Origin of the sequence: Phocaeicola sp. HCN-6420 (assembly GCF_037890145.1) — a bacterium.
Taxonomy (GTDB): domain Bacteria; phylum Bacteroidota; class Bacteroidia; order Bacteroidales; family Bacteroidaceae; genus Phocaeicola.
On sequence record NZ_JBBKBJ010000001.1, the window covers coordinates 22234 to 44673 of the forward strand.

Annotated in this window: 21 protein-coding genes; 16 read left to right on the forward strand and 5 right to left on the reverse strand. The window is 39.7% G+C overall.

The genetic code is table 11. The features are described 5' to 3' along the window. Nucleotides 1-2: 2 nt before the first annotated feature. From WKT12_RS00105 to WKT12_RS00115, 3 genes are all read left to right on the forward strand, one after another. Complete coding sequence (locus WKT12_RS00105) at nucleotides 3-575, forward strand: flavodoxin family protein (RefSeq protein WP_340318422.1); 573 nt, start codon at nucleotides 3-5, stop codon at nucleotides 573-575. Between the two features lie 3 nt (nucleotides 576-578). Beyond that, nucleotides 579-1124, forward strand: a complete 546-nt coding sequence (locus WKT12_RS00110) for a hypothetical protein (RefSeq protein ID WP_340318423.1) — start codon at nucleotides 579-581, stop codon at nucleotides 1122-1124. 100 nt (nucleotides 1125-1224) lie between these two features. Next, the gene (locus WKT12_RS00115; protein WP_021970715.1) at nucleotides 1225-1524 is read left to right on the forward strand and encodes a hypothetical protein; all 300 of its coding nucleotides are present in this window, start codon (nucleotides 1225-1227) and stop codon (nucleotides 1522-1524) included. Nucleotides 1525-1828: 304 nt separating this feature from the next. Here the strand turns inward: WKT12_RS00115 and WKT12_RS00120 are convergent, their stop codons facing one another. Together WKT12_RS00120 and WKT12_RS00125 are read right to left on the reverse strand one after the other, a co-directional pair. Continuing rightward, nucleotides 1829-1984, reverse strand: a complete 156-nt coding sequence (locus WKT12_RS00120; RefSeq protein WP_340318424.1) for a hypothetical protein — start codon at nucleotides 1982-1984, stop codon at nucleotides 1829-1831. A gap of 125 nt (nucleotides 1985-2109) precedes the next feature. Next, nucleotides 2110-2553 carry a hypothetical protein gene (locus WKT12_RS00125; protein WP_021970716.1) on the reverse strand — a complete coding sequence of 148 codons (444 nt, stop codon included), beginning with the start codon at nucleotides 2551-2553 and terminating at the stop codon, nucleotides 2110-2112. 224 nt (nucleotides 2554-2777) lie between these two features. Between WKT12_RS00125 and WKT12_RS00130 the strand changes: the two genes are divergently transcribed. The 11 genes from WKT12_RS00130 (at nucleotide 2778) to WKT12_RS00180 (ending at nucleotide 17968) form a co-directional block, all read left to right on the forward strand. Then, nucleotides 2778-3530, forward strand: coding sequence for an MBL fold metallo-hydrolase (locus WKT12_RS00130; RefSeq protein ID WP_340318425.1), 753 nt, complete (start codon nucleotides 2778-2780; stop codon nucleotides 3528-3530). Nucleotides 3531-3553: 23 nt separating this feature from the next. Beyond that, nucleotides 3554-3961 (forward strand): (deoxy)nucleoside triphosphate pyrophosphohydrolase, encoded by a 408-nt coding sequence (locus WKT12_RS00135; RefSeq protein WP_340318426.1) that lies wholly within the window; start codon nucleotides 3554-3556, stop codon nucleotides 3959-3961. Between the two features lie 494 nt (nucleotides 3962-4455). Next, nucleotides 4456-7848 (forward strand): helicase-related protein, encoded by a 3393-nt coding sequence (locus WKT12_RS00140; protein WP_340318427.1) that lies wholly within the window; start codon nucleotides 4456-4458, stop codon nucleotides 7846-7848. A gap of 2 nt (nucleotides 7849-7850) precedes the next feature. Continuing rightward, nucleotides 7851-11141, forward strand: a complete 3291-nt coding sequence (locus tag WKT12_RS00145) for an Eco57I restriction-modification methylase domain-containing protein (protein ID WP_340318428.1) — start codon at nucleotides 7851-7853, stop codon at nucleotides 11139-11141. Nucleotides 11142-11366: 225 nt separating this feature from the next. Beyond that, nucleotides 11367-11831, forward strand: coding sequence for a DNA-processing protein DprA (locus WKT12_RS00150; RefSeq protein WP_340318429.1), 465 nt, complete (start codon nucleotides 11367-11369; stop codon nucleotides 11829-11831). Between the two features lie 14 nt (nucleotides 11832-11845). After that, complete coding sequence (locus WKT12_RS00155) at nucleotides 11846-13153, forward strand: AAA family ATPase (protein WP_340318430.1); 1308 nt, start codon at nucleotides 11846-11848, stop codon at nucleotides 13151-13153. After that, complete coding sequence (locus WKT12_RS00160) at nucleotides 13143-13739, forward strand: hypothetical protein (RefSeq protein ID WP_340318431.1); 597 nt, start codon at nucleotides 13143-13145, stop codon at nucleotides 13737-13739. The genes WKT12_RS00155 and WKT12_RS00160 overlap by 11 nt, the downstream gene beginning before the upstream one ends. A 44-nt stretch (nucleotides 13740-13783) precedes the next feature. Then, nucleotides 13784-14419 (forward strand): hypothetical protein, encoded by a 636-nt coding sequence (locus tag WKT12_RS00165; RefSeq protein WP_340318432.1) that lies wholly within the window; start codon nucleotides 13784-13786, stop codon nucleotides 14417-14419. Nucleotides 14420-14530: 111 nt separating this feature from the next. After that, entirely contained in the window at nucleotides 14531-15205 is a 675-nt protein-coding gene (locus WKT12_RS00170; protein WP_340318433.1) for a nuclease-related domain-containing protein, read from the forward strand. A 202-nt stretch (nucleotides 15206-15407) separates the two neighbouring features. Beyond that, nucleotides 15408-15773: a hypothetical protein gene (locus tag WKT12_RS00175; RefSeq protein ID WP_340318434.1), complete on the forward strand. Its 366-nt coding sequence runs from the start codon at nucleotides 15408-15410 to the stop codon at nucleotides 15771-15773. A gap of 71 nt (nucleotides 15774-15844) precedes the next feature. Then, the gene (locus WKT12_RS00180) at nucleotides 15845-17968 is read left to right on the forward strand and encodes a TonB-dependent receptor (RefSeq protein ID WP_340318435.1); all 2124 of its coding nucleotides are present in this window, start codon (nucleotides 15845-15847) and stop codon (nucleotides 17966-17968) included. 91 nt (nucleotides 17969-18059) lie between these two features. Here WKT12_RS00180 and WKT12_RS00185 read toward each other — a convergent pair whose 3' ends face one another. Continuing rightward, nucleotides 18060-19385: a cytidylate kinase family protein gene (locus WKT12_RS00185; RefSeq protein WP_021970941.1), complete on the reverse strand. Its 1326-nt coding sequence runs from the start codon at nucleotides 19383-19385 to the stop codon at nucleotides 18060-18062. A 78-nt stretch (nucleotides 19386-19463) separates the two neighbouring features. Here WKT12_RS00185 and WKT12_RS00190 point away from each other — a divergent pair, with 78 nt between their 5' ends. Both WKT12_RS00190 and WKT12_RS00195 read left to right on the forward strand, forming a co-directional pair. Beyond that, nucleotides 19464-20270, forward strand: a complete 807-nt coding sequence (locus WKT12_RS00190; protein WP_021970942.1) for an AraC family transcriptional regulator — start codon at nucleotides 19464-19466, stop codon at nucleotides 20268-20270. A gap of 115 nt (nucleotides 20271-20385) precedes the next feature. Beyond that, complete coding sequence (locus WKT12_RS00195; RefSeq protein ID WP_021970943.1) at nucleotides 20386-20760, forward strand: DMT family protein; 375 nt, start codon at nucleotides 20386-20388, stop codon at nucleotides 20758-20760. Between the two features lie 85 nt (nucleotides 20761-20845). Here WKT12_RS00195 and WKT12_RS00200 read toward each other — a convergent pair whose 3' ends face one another. Both WKT12_RS00200 and WKT12_RS00205 read right to left on the reverse strand, forming a co-directional pair. Beyond that, complete coding sequence (locus WKT12_RS00200; protein WP_340318436.1) at nucleotides 20846-21874, reverse strand: DUF4858 domain-containing protein; 1029 nt, start codon at nucleotides 21872-21874, stop codon at nucleotides 20846-20848. A 10-nt stretch (nucleotides 21875-21884) separates the two neighbouring features. Continuing rightward, nucleotides 21885-22418 (reverse strand): C40 family peptidase, encoded by a 534-nt coding sequence (locus WKT12_RS00205; RefSeq protein ID WP_340318437.1) that lies wholly within the window; start codon nucleotides 22416-22418, stop codon nucleotides 21885-21887. Between the last annotated feature and the right edge of the window lie 22 nt (nucleotides 22419-22440).

Consider the following 22440-nt stretch of genomic DNA (forward strand, 5'->3'; position numbering starts at 1 on the left):
TTATGAATGTACTGATTATCAACGGAAGCCCGCGCAGGCACGGCAATATCTCTGCTATTCTGGAGGCCATTCGGGAAGAAGCCAAACACAACGGAGCCGAAGTAACCACTGTATTTGTTTCCCAGTTGCAGGTAAAGCCTTGTACCGGCTGCATGACCTGCCGCAAGACTCGCCGGTGCGTACTGCCCGAAGACGGAGCCCAGCAGGTACTCTCCGCCATCGACCGCTGCGACGTGCTGGTTGTAGGAGCACCGTGTTACTGGGGAAACATGCCCGGGCAGTTGAAAATCATATTCGACCGCATCGTCTACGGCCTGATAGGAGAGAGCTCCCGCGGGCTGCCTCTTCCCCTGCATAAAGGGAAAAAAGCCATTCTGGTTAGCACCTGCACCACCTCTTTCCCGTTCAATATCCTTTTCAGTCAGAGTCGGGGAACCATCAAGGCATTGCGAGCTATCCTGAAATGGACCGGATTCAAGGTCGTGTCCACCATCGAACTGGGAGGAACCCGCCAGCGTCCGGCCGGAGAGAAAATACTGAACCGCTGCCGCAAGGCGATAAAGAAATGCATGTAAGCAATGGCCCTGTCAGATTATTCCTGCGACTTGCGTAGCAAATTACTCGGCAGGATACACGAAAACGACATCCGTGAGCTGTGTCACATGATTCAATGCTGTGAAAACCATTCGCTGACGGAACAGCTCTACAAGCTCATGTTCGATGCCGATAAACGAGTTTCGGACAATGCCGCATGGCTGTTTACCCATCTCGCCCCAGCACATCAACGATGGCTGTATCCGAAATGTAACGAACTGATGCAAGAAGCCATGCATACACCCAGCGAAACCAAATGCCGGCTGCTGCTCACATTGCTTGCAGCGCAGCCGTTCCGTGAAGAAAACCTCCGTACCGACTTCCTGGATTTCTGTATGAGCCGGATGACTTCATCGGGCAGTCCGGCAGGAATCAGAGCCTTGTGCATGAAACTTTCCTATCTTCAGTGCCAACTGTATCCTGAACTTCTGGCTGAATTCCGTTCTGCACTTGAGATGCTGGAGGAAGCATCGCCGTTAAGTCCCGCCCTGAAAGTTGCCAGAAAAAACATTCTCAAGAAAATGCGCTGAGCCTGCTTTCTACGTTAATCTATATAAAATAGGTGCTTGCCTTTTTGGAAAAGCAATCAGAAAGACTTATCTTTAAGCAAACCACTCAAAGTAAGTTGCCATGGGAACCTTAGGATGCATAAATGACATGATGCGGCGCGACAAAGAGAACCGCGAGCTTCGGAAAGCCGGAAAGAAACGCATGGACGAAACACGCTACAACCTGTTGAAACTGACCGGCAAGCATCGCCCTACGTCGGATGTTTCCCTCGAACAGTTGGAGCAGATTCACGCCGAAACAAAAGCGAGAAAAGAATGGGAACAGGAATATTTCTTTCGCGGGAAACTGCTGTTTGCCATTATTATAATTGCAGTTTTGCTGGCAGGCGGGCTGATTTATCTATGCGTCCAACCGTTATGATAATCTGCTTTCACTAAAAACCATTTGTCGCTTATTGGACTCTTTTACTTTCTTCTTGACTGAATTTTGTGCAAATATCTTACGGCACATTGAAATAAAACATCCCATTTAGCCGTAAATTTCCCCGATAAAGCTCTTTTTTTGCCCTTCTTGCATGTCCGAATATAAAAGAAACAGCTTTAAATATCCAAAAAAGGACAAAAAAGATGCAGGAAAGTTGGACGATTTCCGCAGGGAAATTGGGAAAGATATGCTGGGAAAAAATAAAAACGTCAAGACGTTTTCAGAAAAAGACCGTATTTTGTTAAGAATTTTCTTTCATTGAAGCCAATATTACCTCTTCAGCTTCCAGAATACCTTTTGCGGCTGCTTCCCGCCATTTTGCAGAAAGTAGGAAGAACATTACCATTCCTCTCCGTAAGAAACGCGACTCCCTTGCCACAGAAACATTTGTCAGCATCCCTTTCGCTTTACCAGCTTTTTGCCATCACTCCGTTGCATCAGAATTCCACAAAAGTCAGCATATCCTCCTTTCGTGCGAAACAAGCGATTCTCATGCAACGGATTTGTCAAAATGACAAAAAGTCAATATACTTTCTGTCCCAGAGGCAATGAAAGTTTGTAAGTCTTGAAAACCTTTTTTCTTTTGATCTTAAACGAGATATACTGTTTATAGTTACGTTCCATTTTACCATGAATATTTACACAGAACTCATAACTTCCGTTTTGTTTAAGGTCGGGCAGCAATACCTTGCTTACTCTCTTGTTCTTGTAATATACATAAAAGAACGATTTTTTGAGCGTTTTTTCTCCGTTGTTCGATATTTTTATCTTTACCCGTTTCCCTTCTCCTCCGGGAAGCGTACCGAATACAGGCGGATAGATTGAAATTTTGTCTAATATTTTCGACGGGTCATTGTCCTCTACCACCTCCACATAATTTCTGTAAGATGCCGTATGCTGTGCGTGTATGCCTTGGGAGAAGCATACAGCCATCAGTGTTGCAAACAAAATAATACTTTTTTTCATATCTCATCTAATTTGTTTTTGCCTATGTTTCTTTTGCTATCGATTCTAAAATTAAAAATAATATCGGTTCGTTGTAACACGTCAGTACTTATAGAACACTTTTTAAGCGTTTTTTTAAGAGTGTTTACTTTTGTTGGAAGTCGGTTTTCTCTTTTGCCACCGATAAAATTGCTATATTCGCATTAACTTCACAGAAAAACGGAATTTAAAACAGACTTCGATACATGAAACTGACATATATCTTTCACAGCAGCTTTGCCCTCGAGACAGAGCGGTGCATCCTGATATTCGATTACTGGATGGATCCGTCGGGCATTGTGCCGCAACTGCTCAGAGCCCCGAAACCCGTGTACGTGTTTTCCAGCCATTTCCACGAAGACCATTTCAACCGGGAAATCTTTTCGTGGCGGCATACGAAGCCCGACATCGTTTATATCCTCTCGAAAGACATTCTGAAGCACCGCCGTGCACAGAAGGAAGAAGCCGATGTCTGGCTCGCCAAAGGTGCCACGTGGAGCGACGGACTGCTGCACGTAACAGCAACCGGAAGTAACGACAGCGGCGTGTCTTGGATTGTAGAAACCGACGGCAAGCGGATCTTCCATGCAGGTGACCTGAATAACTGGTACGCCCGTTTCCTGACCGACGATTATCGGGGCGGGCCGGTCTACAGTGCCGAGTTCGGCATTGATGTGAATCCTGAAAAAGAAGAGAAGCGCTTTTTAGGAGAACTGAAAGACATCCGGAAAATAACGGACAGTTTCAGTGTGGCCATGTTTCCGGTGGACGGCCGCATCGGCAACGGCTATACCCGTGGCGCCCGCCAGTTTATCGACACGTTTCGGGTAGGATTACTGGCTCCCATGCACTTTGTGGCGAGCGGATTCGAGTCGGCTTGGCGGATGAAAGAGTTTGCAGATGCCAAGAATATCCCTTTCTGGTGCATCAGTCGGGAAGGAGAAAGTATTGAATTTTGAAGAAAAAAAGTTTACAGAATAAGATGAAGCAGATAGAGGTTGTAGCGGCAGTAATTTGTCGCGAGGAAAAGTATTTTGCCACCCAGCGAGGCTATGGCGAGTTCAAGGATTACTGGGAATTTCCCGGCGGAAAGATAGAAGCAGGCGAGAGCCGGGAGGAAGCCTTGAAACGCGAGATACGGGAAGAGCTGGACACGGAAATCAGTGTCGATTCGTTCCTCACCACAGTAGAATGTGATTACCCAGCCTTCCATCTCACGATGCATTGCTTTCTGTGTTCCGTCCGTTCCGGCCATCTGGTGCTGAAGGAACACGAAAACGCTGCCTGGCTGAGTCGGGAGGAACTCGGTTCTGTAGACTGGCTGCCGGCGGATGTGGAGGTGGTGAAGAGGTCGGTAGGAGAGAAAAAAATAGGATTGACGAGGATTTGAGCCATTAATGAGCCATTAAATGAGGCTATAAATAAGCCATAAATGAGGCTATAAATAAGACAAGCGGTTATGTGTTGACAGAGAAAGGTAAAGCCTTTGTAAAATCATTAAATGAATAGCCGGCGGAAATGTATCCTGCCTTTTATCTCACGATGCACTGCTTTCTGTGCTCTGTCCGTTCCGGCCATTTGGTGCTGAAGGAGCACGAAAATGTTGCATGGCTGAGCTGGGAGGAGCAGGGTTTTGTAGACTAATTTCTGACGGACATGGAAATGGTAAAGAAGCTGGTGGAGAAGAAGTGATAGACTGAAATAGAAAATCAAAAAGTAATCTGTGGTAAATAGTTGAAATTTTCTATATTTGTAATAGCAATTATTGAATATGCGCATATTCTTTACATCATGCTATATGAAAATTTATGTGTATATTTTCTGGATTATAATTAATGATGTAGTTTATATATGATTTGAGTAATCTCCCAAAAATAGAATGATATGGCTAGGATATTTGATAATATAGAACTTAAATTTGAAGATGGATTAAATAAAATAATAGGGTCACAGGGAGTTAAGCGTGTAGACTTCTGTGTCGGTTATTTTAATCTTCGTGGTTGGAATCTTGTAGTTAATGAAATTGATCAATTATCTGGAGATTATGTTGATGAAGATGGTAGAAATATATTTCGGATTTGTCGTTTGCTGATTGGTATGCACAGACCACCGGAAGAATATATACGTGTTCTATATTCAAAATATGATGATTTGCCTGATTCTGAAATGGTTCAACGTTGTAAATTGCAAATTGCACTTGAATTTAAACGTCAGCTTTTGCTAGGGCTACCTACTAAGCAGGATGAATGGACTTTACGTCGTTTATCTGCACAGATGAAAGAAGGGAAAGTTTGTGTAAAACTTTATTTAAGAGAGCCATTACATGCAAAGTTGTATTTGGCATATAGACCAGATGATTATAGTAATCCTATTCAATCTTTAATGGGTAGTAGTAACCTTACTTATAGTGGATTGACAAGACAAGGAGAACTTAATGCTGAGTTTGGAGACAGCGACCAGGCAAGGAAATTTGCAGACTGGTTTGATGATCGTTGGAATGATCGATTTTGCGAAGATATAACAGAAGAACTTGTCAATGTAATAGATAATAGTTGGGCTTCTGAAAAAGATATTCCACCATATTACGTATATCTTAAAGTTGCTTACCATTTAAGCGAAGAAGCTAGAAATGGAATTAAGGAATTTACGTTAACACCAGAGTTTCGTAAAGAACTCTTTGAATTTCAGCAGAATGCTGTTAAAATAGCAACGCGTCATCTTAATAATGACAAAAGAGGTGGAGCTATGATAGGTGATGTAGTTGGTTTAGGTAAGACCATTACAGCATGTGCTATAGCTAAAATATACGAAATGACTTATGCAAGCAGTACTTTGATTATATGTCCGGCAAATTTGCAGGATATGTGGAAAAAGTACATTGTGAAATATGATTTAAAGGCTGAAATTATGTCTATGGCCAAGCCTATTGATGTAGATTCAGCTCGCTATTATCGCCTTATTATTGTAGATGAAAGCCACAATCTTAGAAATGGAGGAAAGAGATATCAGAATATTAAGCAACTTATAGAACATCAGGAGAGTAAAGTGTTATTGTTGACTGCAACTCCATATAATAAGGATTTCAGTGATTTGAGCAATCAGTTAAGGTTGTTCTTAAGTGACGATCAGGATTTAGGTATTCGTCCTGAAGAATATATTCGCTCGTTAGGGGGTGAGAGGCAGTTTATGCAGAAGCATAGTGATATATTCATAAGAAGTATAAAAGCTTTTGAAAAGAGTCCTTATGTAGAAGATTGGAATGAGTTGATGAAACTGTTCCTTGTTAGACGTACCCGTTCTTTTATCAAGCAATATTTTACCAAAACTGATCCATCGAACAATCGTAAATATCTTGAATTTCCAGATGGGCGACGTTCTTATTTCCCAGACCGTTTGCCTAAAGCTGTAAAATTTAAAACTATGCAGGGAGATCAATACAGTAGATTGTATTCATCTGATATGATAACTTTGATGGAAAGTTTACAGTTGCCTCGTTATGGCTTAAGTAAGTATATAAATGATGTACAAGCAGCAAATGCCTCTCTATATGAGAAACAGTTGATGGAGAATCTTTCACGCGCCGGTCAGCGCATGATGGGATTCTGTAAGAGTACTTTCTTCAAACGAATAGATTCCAGTGGCTTTTCTTTCTTGCTTACGGTATATCGACATATATTAAGAAATTGTGTTTATATTTATGCCATTGAGAATAAATTGCCTTTGCCGATAGGCGATGAGAATAATTTACCAGATGATTATAAGGAAGATGAAGATACTGGTGCATCTATATTTGGTAAGGAAGGATGTGTTGATCCTGTCATAAATGCTACATTGCATATTCCTAAAGAGTTTGAACATTATATTAATAAAGCAGCAGAATATTACAACATAATTTCAAATAAGAATAATGTGGCATGGTTGCCTTCAACGTATTTCAAGCGTACGCTAAAGCAGCATTTAAAGAAGGACTGTGAAACTCTTCTTGAAATGATAACATTATGTGGCGATTGGAATCAGAAAACTGACCAGAAACTAAATGAGTTGCAGAATCTTTTGGAACATACTCATAAGGATGAAAAAGTCATTGTGTTTACTCAATATAGTGATACGGCACTTTATGTATATAATCAATTACGCAAACGTGGAGTTAGTTCTATAGGAATTGCTACAGGCGATAGTGACAATCCGACTTCGGTTGTTGAGAAATTCTCACCTATAAGTAATGAAAAAAGCGATATATCCCAAGAAGAGCAATATCGGGTATTGATTGCTACTGATGTGTTGTCCGAAGGACAGAACCTTCAGGATTCTCATGTGATAGTGAACTTTGATTTACCTTGGGCTATTATAAGGCTAATTCAGCGTGCCGGACGTGTTGACCGTATCGGACAGACTGCCGATAAAATATACTGTTATTCTTTTTTCCCAGCAGATGGAGTAGAAGATATAATAAACTTACGAGGTCGTTTGAATGCTCGTATTAACGAGAATGCTAATATTGTAGGTTCTGATGAAATCTTTTTCGAAGGTAATGAGCAGAATCTTCGTGATATGTTTAATGAACGTAGCGGAGTTCTTGACGACGATGATGATGTAGAGGTGGATCTTTCTTCTCAAGCATATCAGATATGGAAATCCGCTACTGATGCCAGACCGGAGTTGAAACAGATTATACCTAATTTGCAGAATATGATTTATTCCACCAAAACAACCGTTAATAAGCTGGATGAGGGAGTAATAACATATGCACGTACAGCTAATGACTTTGATATGCTGACATGGCTTAATGCTGAAGGTGAGTTTATTACACAAAGCCAGAAGAAAATACTTAATGCTTTGGCTTGTAGTTCAAAGGAAATGCCTGTAAGTCCTATGGAGCAGCATCACGAACTAGTAGGAAAGGCAATAGAAATGATTAAGAACCAGAGTAAAACAGTTACAGGAGGTATATTGGGTAACCGTTTCAGTACCAGATATAGAATTATCTCTTTATTAGAGCATTATTACGAAAAGCCAGCAACTCTATTCTTTAGCGAAGAAAATCGTGAACAATTGAAATTGGCTATAGATGAAATATACAATTATCCGTTGCTTGAAGGAACGAAATTCATGTTGGGACGCATGATGCGTAGTTCCAGTAAGACAGCAAGCGACGATATAGTGGAATACGTTCTTGAAATGAGAAAAAACGGTTCATTATGTCGTGTAGAAGAAGAGCTATCAGCAAATAAGGAGAATACAATCATTTGCTCAATGGGCATTAAATATAAAGAATAAGCATGAAGAAAAATATATTTATAGAATTAATAAAAGAAGCCCGTTTTCGTGAAATGTTTATTACAGAAATGGGTTGGAATAATTATCGCGGGCAAGCAGAGTTACCTTTAATTGATATTGATGACATACAGTATCAGTTTGTTGCTGTGGCAGAACGAAATGGTTTTCAGGTTTTAACCTGTGAGGTAGATGATATTCCTACTGCATCTGTTTGCAAACGTATAGATACAAAGTTGCGCCGTTCGGCAAATGATTATATAGCGATTTATATCAAGCGTGGAACAGAACATCATCAGTGGGTGGCTCCTGTGCGTAATGTTGACAAGCGCGATTTGGTAACTATAGAGTATGAAAATGCAGTAAAGGCTGATTTTGTATTCTCAAAGATTGATGGTCTTACTTTTGAAAATAGTGAGCATACAACAATTGTAGATGTGAAGGAAAGGATTCAAGGTACATTTTCCGTTAATTCCGAGAAGATAACCAAGGATTTTTATGCCGGTTTTAAAAAGGAACATAATGCGTTTGCCCAATTTATTTCTGGTATAGACGATACTATTGAATTGAAAAACAATAGAAATAAACAATGGTACACTTCTGTTATGCTTAACAGGTTGATGTTCTGCTATTTCATCCAGAAGAAGGGTTTTCTTGATAATAATGTTAATTACCTGCGTGATAAACTGAAATGGTGTCAAGATGAAAAGGGAGAAAACCGCTTCTTTAAGTCATTTTATCAAGGTTTCTTGATGCAGCTTTTTCAGGACGGTTTGAATTCGCCTACACATAACCGTGATTTTGAAACAGTATATGGCCGGATTCCATATCTAAACGGTGGTATGTTTGATCGTCATCAGATAGAGCAGGATTATCAGAACATAGATATTGCAGATGAAGCTTTTGAACATCTTTTTGAGTTTTTCGATAAATGGAGATGGCATCTTGATACACGAATTTCTGCTTCCGGTAAAGACATTAATCCTGATGTTTTGGGATATATTTTTGAGCAGTACATTAATGACAGGGCTCAAATGGGAGCTTATTATACCAAAGAAGATATAACAGAATATATTGGGCGTAATTGTATTCTTCCATTCCTGATGGACAAAGTTAAGGACTCAACTCAGGAAATGGGTACATTGTTTATGCCTAAAGGCTTTATATGGCAGATGCTTAAAGACAGTGGTGATAAATATATCTTCAGTGCTGTAAAACAAGGCTATACTCCTGACTGGGAGTCACGTATTCCTGCAAATATAGCTGAAGGAATTGATACTGCTAAACCAAATCTTTTGGAACGTAGAAAAGACTGGAATAATAAAACTCCGGAACCATGGGCGTTGCCTACTGAGATATGGCGTGAAACCATAGAAAGACTGCAAAGATGTGAAACCATTTTAGAAAAAATACAGAAAGGTGAAATCTCGCAAATAAATGATTTTATAACTTATAATCTTGACATTCGTTCTTTTGTGGGAGATTTACTTGTTACAACAGACAATCATAGATTTATAGGAAATTTCTATCATGCTTTGCAGAAAGTTACAATACTTGACCCTACTTGTGGTTCAGGTGCATTTCTGTTTGCAGCCATGAATATTCTTGAACCATTATACGAGATTTGTATTGACCGTATGATGGAGTGGAACAGTCAGAACCCAAATTTATTTAAAGATGAAATAGGAGAGATAAAAAACCGTTATCGTTCCAATATTCAATATTTCATTTATAAGAGCATAATCTTGCGTAATCTATATGGAGTAGATATAATGCAAGAGGCTATTGAAATAGCGAAACTTCGTCTATTCCTGAAGATGGTTGCTGTAGTAGAGGTGGATTGTCGTGCTCCAAATCTTGGGCTTGACCCATTGCCGGATATAGACTTTAATGTTCGTTGTGGTAATACTTTGGTTGGATATGCTAATGAGGATGAAATAGTAGCAGGAACAAGTTATGCTGATATGTTTACTCAACAAGAGTTCCGTGAGAAGGTTGAAACTGAAATGGAGAAAGTAAGTAAAGCTTACAATATATTCCGTACGCAGCAATTAGCTGACCATGATGACTTGGAATCTGTAAAAGCCGCTAAAACAGAACTGAAGGATAGATTGTCAAAACTCACAGATTTACTTGATCATCAATTATTTTCATCATCAGGTGGAACTTCGTTTGAAGTATGGAAAGAATCTCACCAGCCATTTCATTGGATTGCTGAATATTATCAGATTATTCAAGGTAATGGTGGATTTGATGTTATTATAGGTAATCCGCCGTATTTAGAGAAAAGACAAATAAATTATTCTATTGATAATTATGTATGTTTAGATAGTAATGCTGTTCATGCATATTGTATAGAAAGAAGTTTGACTTTGCTTAATAAAAAAGGTAATATAAGTATGATTGTTCCTCTTGCGATTGTTTGTACTCAACGTATGGTAAAGATTCAACAATTATTGGAATCCAATCATTCTGTATGGTATTCTAATTACGCATGGCGTCCGTCTAAACTTTTTGATGCTGTAAATAGAGCATTAAGCATATTCGTAGCAACTGTCACTTTACCGACTTATTCTAAATATTCAACGGCATATCTTAAGTGGAGCGTTGAAAGTAGAGATTACTTATTTCAGGATATTAAGTATATCCAATATGATGAAAAACGTAATTCATTTTGGATGCCAAAATTAAGTAGTAAAATAGATAAATCAATACTAAATAAAATGTTATCTGCAGATGGTAATATTAGTTTATTTGTAAATAGTACATCTAATCAGAAGATTTTTTATCGTACAACTGGAGGTTTGTATTGGAAGGTCTTTACAGATTTTTCACCTTTGTTTTATTGTAATGGAATTAAAGGAAAATCGAGTAGAGAAACATTTATAGCTGTTAATACACAGGAAGAAGCTACTATACTTGTTGGAGTGCTAAGTAGCAGTTTATTTTGGTGGTGGTATACGATTACATCAAATTTAAGAGATTTAAATCCTTCTGATATTACAGGTTTTAAATTTTCTAAGGAGATTGTTCGAGATAAAAAAATGTTACAATTAAGTTCTTTATACATATCAGATTTAAAGGCTAATAGCTCATTACTTATTCGTCAACAAAAAAGTAAGGGTGAAACAAAAACTCAATCTTTTAAGATAAGTTTATCTAAATCAATAATAGATAGGATTGATGAAATTTTATCCCAATATTATAAATTAACAAATGAAGAACTTGATTTTATTATCAACTATGATATCAAATATCGAATGGGAGATGAATTAAATAATGAAGAGGAGGGCTGATTATTAAGAAAATGACAAAATTGAGTATCAGTTGGTTTTATGAACTCTTGATAAAGGAGAATGCGATATAATGGATCTTTAAGAACAGCTTTATGATAAATAGTTGTGAATGTATGCGTATAAATTTATTTGCTTGTACTTCTGCTTGCAATTTTAATTTTAGAAATTGCAAGAAATTGAAAGTCAGTAGATTGTAAAATATTATGCTTGCAAAAACAATATATTATGCAAATAGAATATTTAGGAAATAGAAAGTTATTGGAGTCACGTAAGGTAGCTTTCCTTTGCTCGCGAACAGTGAGTAGTGGGGCTATATTACGTTGTTATGACTGGGCTACAAAAATGGCTGATGGCGACAATGTCATAATTGGAGGATTTCAATCAAAAATAGAAAAAGACGTTCTACATTTTCTATTAAAAGGTAGGCAACCTGTGATTATAGTTATTGCCAGACAGATGTATAAGGAGCTTCCTAATGAATTGACAAATCCAATGAATGAAGGGCGATTGCTTATTATAAGTACGTCACCCAATGCTGTTAGAGTAAGTAAAGATACGGCAAATAAAAGGAATTCATATCTTTCCGAAATAGCAGATGAAATAGTCTTTGGCTATATCTCAAAAGAGAGTTCATTAAATAATATATTCCAGATGTTTATAGAAAAGTCTCAAATATTATATACACATTAAAAAATAAAAAAGGTATGCAAAAACTTACGATAAAGAATATTGGAGCGATAAAGCTTGTAGAATTTGAGGTGAATAGAATAAATGTTTTTATGGGACCTCAATCGTCAGGAAAAAGTACTATATCTAAAATACTTTGCCACTGTCAGTGGGTAGAGAAAACATGCTTCTTGAATGATAAACAATTGGAAAATTATCAAAAACAGGGCGTGTTTTATGATTCTCTTATAGAATATCATAAGCTGGATGGATATTTTCACAAAAATGCTAGTATAAAGTATGAGGGAGAAGCTATGACTATAACTTATACTCATAGTTCAAAGAAAACTACCATTAAGTTAAATGATAAAATGATATTCTCTTATCCCAAAATATGTTACATTCCTTCGGAACGTAACTTTGTGGCTGGGGTACCTAATTTTAGTAAGTATAATGAGGGAAACAATGTGTTACTTTATTTTGCTTATGACTGGTCAGAAGCTAAAGAAGATATTAAGAAACTTGATATCTCTAATCTTCTTAGTAGGGAAGTTTCTTATGAAAATATTAATGACAAGGACTATATATTTGACAATGGATCAAAGTTATTACTTACGAATGCATCAAGTGGTGTTCAATCTGTATTACCATTGTATCAGACGATAATATACATGTTATCAAATCTGTATAAGAAGCAAAGGGCTTTGTCTCCATCTAAAGAAATGGCAAGAAAGGATTTTGCTAATGAAATGATTATGGTGGCTAATAGAATTGCTGATGGAGAAAATATCAGTAACTTCAAGAAACATTCTAATATATTGATTTCTATGTTTAAAATGCTTGAGAGTTACGATGTAAAGGCGATAAACAAATTCTCGGATTTGCCACCGAAAGAATTGTCTCATAACATATATGAAGCTGTCCACGTTATAGATCGGTTGTTTAATTATCATTATACTCAGTTGTTTATAGAAGAACCAGAGCAAAATCTTTTTCCAGATACGCAACAAGAATTTGTTTATTGGTTGTTGGAAATTATGCAGAATGATAAAGAACATGCCGCTATTATTACCACGCATAGTCCATACATATTGTTTGCTCTTAATAATTGTATGATGGGAGGGCTGGTAAGAGATGATATTCCAGAAGAGGAGGTTTCTGATTTTGCATCTCATTCAGCATGGATTAATCCCAAATCGGTGTCTGTCTTTGAATTGGATAATGGTACTCTTCGTTGTGTGCAAGATGAAGATGGCATAATTGAGGATAATTATTTAAATAAGGCATATAAGAAAAATTCAAAAGAGTATTTGGAACTTTTAAACTACTACGAAGATGAAGAATAAACTACAAGCTATCTATCCGCAATCCGTCTTTTGTTGTAGTACGGCTTCTAGATTGTATATTACTGATTTCACTGAAAGAACAGGTAGTAATAGAAAAGTAGAATTTCATGAAACTGTTCCACAAATTCCAAATAGCACTACAGATATGGACTGCTTAATTTTGGAAAATTCTTCACAATTAGCTGTCGTATGTAATATTTTTAATGATAATCAGTTTAAAGATAATAATGGAGATGACTTATCTCATTGCGAATGTGTATTTTTCCCTGAAAACGAACATAAAAATGTGAGTTTGGCTTTTGTGGAGATTAAAGATTGTAAATCAAAAAATATATCTGTATATAAGGACAAAGTAAAGACCCAGATTATATCTACAGTGCAAATATTTAGGAATAAAGGTATTATTGAAAAACAACGTGTTTATGGTATAATATCATTTCCTAGAAAAAATAAGGTGTCATTTAATCAAACTATCTTTGACGATGCTACTGAATATAAGAAATTACATCAAAAATATAAAATACGCTTCTTACCAACTAATTGCGTTTCTATTATAGACGAAAAAAAACTGATTGCTAAATTGTAGTTGAGTATTTTTGGAATACATTTTAAAAGAAATTAATTATTGTTATGTCAAGGCTAAGTAAACTATATGAAGCGATGGAAACCCTCCGGAAAGAGGGACTTCCGGTAAATGAAGACCTTGAAAGAAAGGCTAATGAATTGGAGGAAGATATTATCAAGAAAGAAATCCTTCCAGTGTTGAGTAAAACTATAGAGCCGGCTTTACAACCAGTACAGCGAGAGCTTGTATTAGTTGTGGATTATATGCCGGGAAAACCACTAAGCGTACATCTAAGTCGCAAACGAAACTTTGCTGCTGAAATGGACGCAAAGGAAATTCTTCCTGATCCAGAGGTTGAACATAAAGAAATTGGAAAAACAGGTCCTAAGGTAGTAAAACAACCTGTGACACGATTGAGAATCATATTTGCCGATGGAAGCATAATTCAAGAAAGAAATGCTGCCGAAAGTTTTGTTTTGTTTGTTCGTAAGGTAGGAATGGAGCGTGTTCGTTCTTTGGGTATAAAACACTGTAAAATACCTTTGGTATCGAATACCATTGATAAGAAATATGGAGACAAGCAAAAAACTTTAGGAAATGGGTGGTTCTTGATGACGAATACCAGTACACAATCAAAGAAACATGATATTGAATTGATTGCTAAATATTTTAATATCAGCTTGAGAGTAGAAGTTATTTAATACTTTTTTATAAGTGTAATAATTATTCATTTACTTTAAAGTATGGAATATCTACTAATCGCATTATTCATATTCATTTCTATAGTTACGTATCTCAATCACCGAAGAGATATGAAGCTACTTTGTTCTGTTTCTTCTCCTACAAGAGGGACAAGGGCAGAACGGAAACTCATCATCAAGATGTTAAAGAAAGGTGTCCATCCGAAAGCGATCTTTCATGACTTGTACGTGAAGAAAAAAGGTGGGGGATATTCTCAGATTGACCTTGTAGTAGCTACACCGCAGGGATTAGTCGTTATAGAGGTGAAAGATTATAGTGGCTGGCTGTTTGGTAATGAAAAACAACGCTATTGGACTCAGATTCTGAATTATGGTCGGGAAAAGTATCGGTTTTATAATCCGATTATGCAGAATACCGGTCATATTAAGGCATTGAGGGAACAATCCGAACAGTTTGCTCGGCTACCTATTTATAACATCGTTTTGTTCGGCGGAAATTGTAGGTTAAAAGACATTAGCTATTCTCAGTTTGATACATTTGTTGGCTATGCGGGTGATATAATGGAGGTATTGAAAACTGTCAGCGGATTTGGCGATGCAGAATATACGGATAAAAGGGAAGTTGTTCGTGTACTTTGTGAAGCTATACGTAATGGTGAAAATCCTGCTATTGTAGCAAGTCACGTAGCTGAAGTACAAAATAGGAACTGGAATTGTCCTCAACCTGTTATGAACTGGCGTCCACACTTTCTAAGAATAAATTGGAGAAGGTGGAGGAGATTTTAACTTACTTCTTTGTAACAAGAATGAAGGCTGAACTGTTTATATGGAAGGATGTAGGTAATAACGTATTTTAATCTTAGATAGAATATATGTAAACATGTTAAGCACATATAAATAATCCTTTAGTTATGGTAAACGGATTGTTCGCTTCGGCTTTTTTCGTAACTTGCGCGCCTTATCATCAAAAAATCATAGGAAACGAATAATGAAGAGATCTCGTCGCCATACAGGCATACGGACGTTTTCCGCTATCATATTGCTGATGGTGATGCTGCTGCAAGTGGGAGTAAAAGGCTTCCACAGGCATCATTGTGTGGAGACGGCAAGCGTGACTTGTAGCGACTGTGAGCATCATCGTGTTCACGACGGGCACATCCTCAACTGGAATGGCAGTTGCGATGACTGTGTCGTCTGTCAGTTGTTCTCTTCTCCTTTCTGTAAGCCGCAGGGTGTTCAGCTCAATGTTATTCCTGTCGGCTATCAGCAACCTTGCATGTGCTTTGTTGCCGCCATTCTGGATGTAAGCAGATGCAGCATTATCCCCCGGGCTCCTCCTGTTTTTCTATTATAATACGGTTTGATACTCTTTGTCCTGCTGAAGGGGAAAGAGAGTTTATTTATGCAATTATAATAGAACAAAGAATGAAAAGATACATATTTATAGTGTGTCTGCTGGAGGTATGTGCCACAGCATTCGCACAGGTTCGGCATGACCATAGCGCATGCTACGAGGATAGTATATCGCTAACGGAAGCGATATTGAGTGAAGTGACGGTTTATGGATTGACAGGTACACAACGGATGAAGGATTCTCCCATAGCTTTTTCGGTTATTTCGCCCAAAAGGTTGCACCAATCGTTCGGTACCAATATAGTGGATGCTATTGCGTTTCAGCCTGGTATTTCCCAAATTTCTACGGGAGCGGGTATCAGTAAGCCGGTTATCCGTGGACTCGGTTATAATCGGGTGGTGGTGATAGAACAGGGGATACGTCAGGAAGGTCAGCAGTGGGGTGATGAACATGGTCTGGAGGTGGATGCCGAGGGAGTCCATTCGGTAGAAATTCTGAAAGGACCGGCTTCGCTGATGTATGGCAGTGATGCGATTGCCGGTGTCATGATTCTGCATCCTGAACCGTCGCTCATGCAGGGAACTATGCAGGCAAAGGTTGGTGGAGAATATCAGTCGAACAATGGTCTGTACAACTATCATGCTGGTTTTGCAGGGAACATCGATGGATGGATGTGGAACGTGCACTATGCTGATAAGGCTGCTCATAGCTACAAGAATGCACTTGACGGATATGTGCCTGGTTCTTGGTTTAAGGAACGGGATGTGCAGGCGATGGCAGGCGTTAAGAAGCGCTGGGGACATTCGTGGCTGCGTTTTTCGCATGTGAATTTTACTCCCGGTATTACTGAGGGAGAACGTGACGAGGAAAGCGGACAGCTTGTATGGGAAAAGGGGAATTCTCCGAAAGCGTACGGTTGGCATTTGCCTTTCCAGCGGGTGCTCCATACCAAAGTGGTGAGCGACAATGCGTGGTACATCGCAGACGGGATGCTGAAGGCTATTGTGGGTTATCAGCAGAACTATCGCAGGGAGTTTGAAGAGGCTATGGATGAAGCGGAACTGGCTATGCGATTGCATACGGTGAACTATGACTTGCGGTATCAGTTGCCACTTGCCAACAACTGGAGTATTGCTACGGGGGTGAATGGTATGTGGCAACGGAATTTGAATCAGGCGGAAGAGATGCTCATCCCTGATTATCGTCTTTTTGATTTTGGTTATTTCTTTACGGCCAATAAACAGATAGGACGCTGGAGTCTGTCGGGAGGCGCGCGTATCGATAACCGGCATTTGCATACTCAAACGGCGGAGAAGGACGGAAAGTTGCATTTTGAAGCGTTGGGTAAGGACTTTACCGGAGTGACCGGAAGCCTTGGAGCAGTGTATAACGTAAGTGAAGGGATGAATCTGCGGTTGAATCTGGCTCGTGGTTTCCGGGCACCGACCGTCAGTGAACTCTTGTCGAATGGAGTGCATGAAGGTAGTATTCAGTATGAACTGGGGAACAGGGACTTGAAGTCGGAATACAGCATGCAGGTCGATCTCGGCATGGATTATACGTCGCGTTATGTGGCTGTCAATGCATCTCTTTTCAGCAATTGGATTGATAACTATATCTTCCTGGGCCGACTTCCTTATGAAACGGAAGGTTACCGTACCTATCAGTATCGTCAGGGAAATGCACGTCTGATGGGGGGAGAAGTGTCTGTAGATGTACATCCGGTAAATCCTTTGCATATTGAGAATACGTTTTCGTACGTACGTGGTATTCAGTTGAATCAGACAGCCGAGAGTCGTAATCTTCCGATGATGCCTGCGCCCCGATGGACGTGTAATCTTCGATATGAGTTTCCTGATTTTGCCCAAAAACATTGCAGACGTACATTTGTCAGCTTGGGTATGGAGTACAATCTTCGTCAGGATAATTATTATGCGCTCGATAATACAGAGTCGGCTACTCCCGACTATGCTGTTTTTAATTTAGCAGCCGGCATGGATTTGCATGTTTTCGGTCATAACTGCATTGAACTGAGTCTTTGTTGTCAGAATCTTTTTGACAAGGTATATCAATCTCATCTTTCGCGTTTGAAATATGCCGAAGTCAACAAGGTTACAGGTCGCCAGGGTATTTCGGCTATGGGGCGTAATATCTGTTTGAGGGTAAATATTCCGATTGATATTCATGTAAAGTGATAACAATAAAAAGTCACGCTTATACGGGATACTCCGCTAAGCGTGACTTGGAAATGAAAACAGTTATGGTGCAATTCTAAGCATAGGGTATCTATGCTTTAGAGTAGGATTCGCATATTTCTTTGGTAATTTTAGCAACCTGATCGATTGAAACCATGCCTGTATCGAAAGTGGCGTGGTAATTTCGTGCGTCGCCCCAATGCTGACCAGTATAGTGGAAGAAGTGGTCTTGCCGTGCTTTGTCGATATTGGCAATTGTGTCGGGTGCTTGTGCAGAGGGGATACCGTATTCGGCAGTAGCTCGGTTTATCTTATGTGACATGTCGGCATAAAGAAATAAATTGATGGTGTTGGGACGGTTTTTCAGAATGTAGTTGGCGCAACGACCGACGATTACACATGGCTTTTCGGAGGCTATGCGACGGATAACTCGACTTTGGGCTACAAACAAAGCGTCGTCGTATGAAAGGCTTCGGCTGAGTGGGGCCTCATAATCTTGCATAATCATTTGGTAAAGCAATGAGCTGGGGAGTTTCTGCTCGTTTTGTGAAATGAAGTCTTCGCTGAAATTGCTTTCCTTGGCCACCAATGTGATTAGTTCTTTGTCGTAAAAGGCGATGCCCAATTGCTTGGCTATCAGTTCTCCTGCCTGATGACCTCCACTTCCGTATTCGCGGGAGATGGTGATAACAAGCGGAAGGCTGGCTTCTGTTGCTGTAGGAGCGGTTGTTTTGTGGACTTCCGGTTCTGCCAGCCAGTGACGGACAAAGATCAGGCGGGGCATTATCAGACGTACAAATGGTCCTGTAATGAGTGCTGCAATGATAGTTCCTTCTCTAACTCCTTCGATACGGCCACTCAACAGCCATGAGCAGAGGGCGGCAATAAGTACCAGCGATACATCGAAACAGATTTTTATGTTTCCGAATTCTTTTTTGAAACGTAATGTGGCGAACTGTATGGTGTACTCGGCACTGATCATTGTTACGTCGGCAATTACTTCCAGACAGATTCCGAAGGCAAGTATCATGCAACCAATGACCAGTGAGATGATTTTTACATAATAAAGTTGAGGTACGTAGCTGGCGGTTATCCACATGGTCAGGTCGGTGAAAACAGACAGGACGAAAGCTACCGGAAACTGCATCAGCAGTTCCATCTTTCGTTCCATAATGCCTTTTTTCCCCAATAGCAGCATTTGTAGACATATCAGGATAATAGTAAAAAGGAAAAAGTAACTACCTAAGGAAAGGGGGGTGTTGAGGCTTGCCACGTAGGGGACACTCGTTATCGGTGAAGTTCCCAAATCGGAACGGGTGATGATGCTTATTCCAAATGCTATGACAAGCAGTGAGATACCAAATACGAGGTATCGGCGCAGAAGTTCTGCTTTGCTTTTTGTGCGGTTTTCTTCCATGAATTTTTATTATTTAATTTGACTGCGCAAATTTCTTTAATTAAATTTGTTCCTAATCTACAGATTAAGAAATAAACAATGCAATTTACGCCACAAGATTCGGTAACAGAAAAGCGTATTTCCTTGATAGAGGAGGTACCGACAGACGAGATTTTGACTAAGGTGACAGGGCGTGAGGAGGTCAGTCTGCATCCTCATACTCATAATCGTCATCAGATAATATATATATTGTCGGGGACACTACATGTGGAGGTGGAAGAGAGTAGCTACTTTGTAACAGGACGTCACCTGATTTGGATTCCGCGTGGAGTGGAGCATCGACTGTCGAGCAATAATAGTCAGATATCGTTGCTTACCAGTTATTTTTGCATGGAGCATGCAGGGGAAGATTGTTTTGCCATTTATAAAACGGATGAACTGGTGGCTCGCAATTTGCAGTTTATCAGCAGGCATGAGCTTATTGATTGGAATCGTACGCCTGAAATTTTTGCTTTTGCAATGGGATTTTTTGGTGTGTTACCTCACATTTGTAAAAAGGCATCGTTTCCGGCTCAGCCGTTTATTATTCCTAAGGATGTTCGCTTGCTGCCTGTTCTGGATTATGTAAAGTCTAATTTAAATCAGGACTTGACTATTGAACGTGTGGCATCTTACTTTGGCTTTTCTGTCAGAAATCTGACTCGCTTATTTACTAATTCGGGAATACGTTTTGTGCATTATCTCAATTATCAGCGAATTGTCAGGGGGATTGAAATACTGACGGATGAGGCTATGAATATTGAGCAGACGGCTTATGAAGTGGGGTTCAATTCGCCTAACAGCTTTAGCCGGGTGTTTAAGCAGATAACTGGGGAATCGCCTTCTGAATATATCCGGAACCTTTAACACGTGAGATATGGATTACTGTTTGTTGTCCGGAAAATAAATTATCCGATTGGAATTTCGTCATATTTCATTGGGAAAGATTATCTTTGCAGCCGATTTTAAAATGCTTTTAAATATGGTTTCACAAGGTATATATTCGATTGTGTTATTGGTGTTCTCGAATATCTTTATGACATTTGCATGGTATGGGCACCTGAAAATGCGTGAAGAGTTCAGTTGGTTTGCTGCGTTACCGCTGATCGGGGTGATCGCTTTTAGTTGGGCAATTGCTTTTTTTGAGTATTGTTTGCAGGTTCCTGCCAACCGGTTGGGATTTAAGGATAGTGGCGGACCGTTCGACATCATGCAGTTGAAGGTGATTCAGGAGGTAATAACGCTTACTGTATTTACTGTCTTTTCAATGATTGCTTTTAAGATGGAGCTGAAATGGAATCATCTGGCTGCTTTCTGCTGCTTGATTCTGGCTGTATACTTTGTGTTTAAGAAGTAATTGAAAAGTTATTATTTTTCGCATTATAGAAAAAAGTGCGTCATGATTGTGATATCGTGACGCACTTTTTTTGTGGTGGTTATTGTCAGTTCTGTTGTTCACGTAAGCGGCGGGTTTGCATTTCTACGTCGTATACGTTGTGATTTGTCTTATCTCGCTTTAAGAACTCCTGTCGGCGAATGGAATCTTCTGCTGCCCGCTGCCGGATATAGCGCTGGTAGTCGGGAAGTGCTTCGGGCTGACGTGGTTTGTCTTTTGTTTTTTTCTCCTGCTTTTCTGGTTGCTTGTCGGTCTGCGACGGTGAAATAGAGTCGGGCTGTGCTGTGTATACAGGCAGCAAGGGCATCGACTGAAAGGCTGGAGTGATTTCGGGAGCTTCCAGCTTCAGTGAATCGTTGTCCGGGTACAAATAACCGTCGTCGTAGGAAAGAATCTCTTCGTCGGTATTATGGACTTGTGTACTGTCGGCTGATGATGGGTTGCTTGCAATATATTTATCGAGTCCGGCATGATCTTGCTTGGTTGGAATATAGTTGGCATATTTTTTCCAGGCAACGGCGTGGGTACGGTTATGCTTGATGGCACGTCCACGCTTTGTCAGACTTTCGTACAGCAACTTGTCGAAGTCGACAGAAATGCTGACACCGGGACCTGCCGGAGAGTTGACATATAAGTATGTTTCACCGGGAACGGGCTTTAAATCTCTGCCATATTCTCTACGATGTTGTTGGTTAGGATTTATGTTCCAATATATCTTCCATTTTTTCTCGATGGTAGGCATGACATCGTATACGGGATTTTCTCCGAACTTTGTCCAAATTGTGTAGGGCTCAGCACGGATATAGCCTGTTATTTTTTTTACTCGTGTGGAGTCGATCATGCTGCGTGGCATGGACAGGTCTTCCTTAAACTGCATCCATTTCTTGTCCATCGGAGAGTCGAGTGGCTTGTATTGGTTTTCTTTGGGAGTAAAGTCAAACTGTATCATCTTAATGACATCTTCATTCAGCTTGATTTCTTCTTCTTTCTTTGTTGTCTGTGCAGAAAGTGATGTAGCCTCGGCTGCAAGGACCAATAAGCCTAAATATGTTGCTATGTGTTTTGTAGATGGCATAATGATTGCTTTATAAACCCTTTACTCTTCCGCCTTGCATCCATACTCTGCGGTAATAAGGTTCGTCCAGTCGGCTGACAATGACGCCGCGACTGGTACTGGCATGGATGAAGCGGTCATTTTTTAGATAAATGCCTACATGGGTAGCAGTACGTTTGTTTTTCCCATTATGGAAGAAGACAAGGTCGCCTTCCTGAAGTTTGTTTTTGCTTATTTTCCGGCAATTTGTTTTTCGCTGTTCGTCGGAATTGCGCTTTAAATGTTTGTGGTATACTTTCTTATAGATGTTGTATGTCAGTCCGGAACAGTCTACTCCTCTTTTTGTGTTGCCTCCGGCACGATAAGGGACACCTATCCACTGAGAGGATTCAATATACAGGCGATGGTTGTCTTCCATAGCTATATCCATGTCGAGGCGAATGGCTGCTTGTGCCAGTTCTCGGTAATCGTACCGGGGAGCACGAGTACCGCATGACGTAAATAGGATGGTACTCAGTATTCCGATGAAGCAGATAAGGCGAATGGGGTAGCTTGTTTGATACATATATTTGTTTGTTGACATTTGG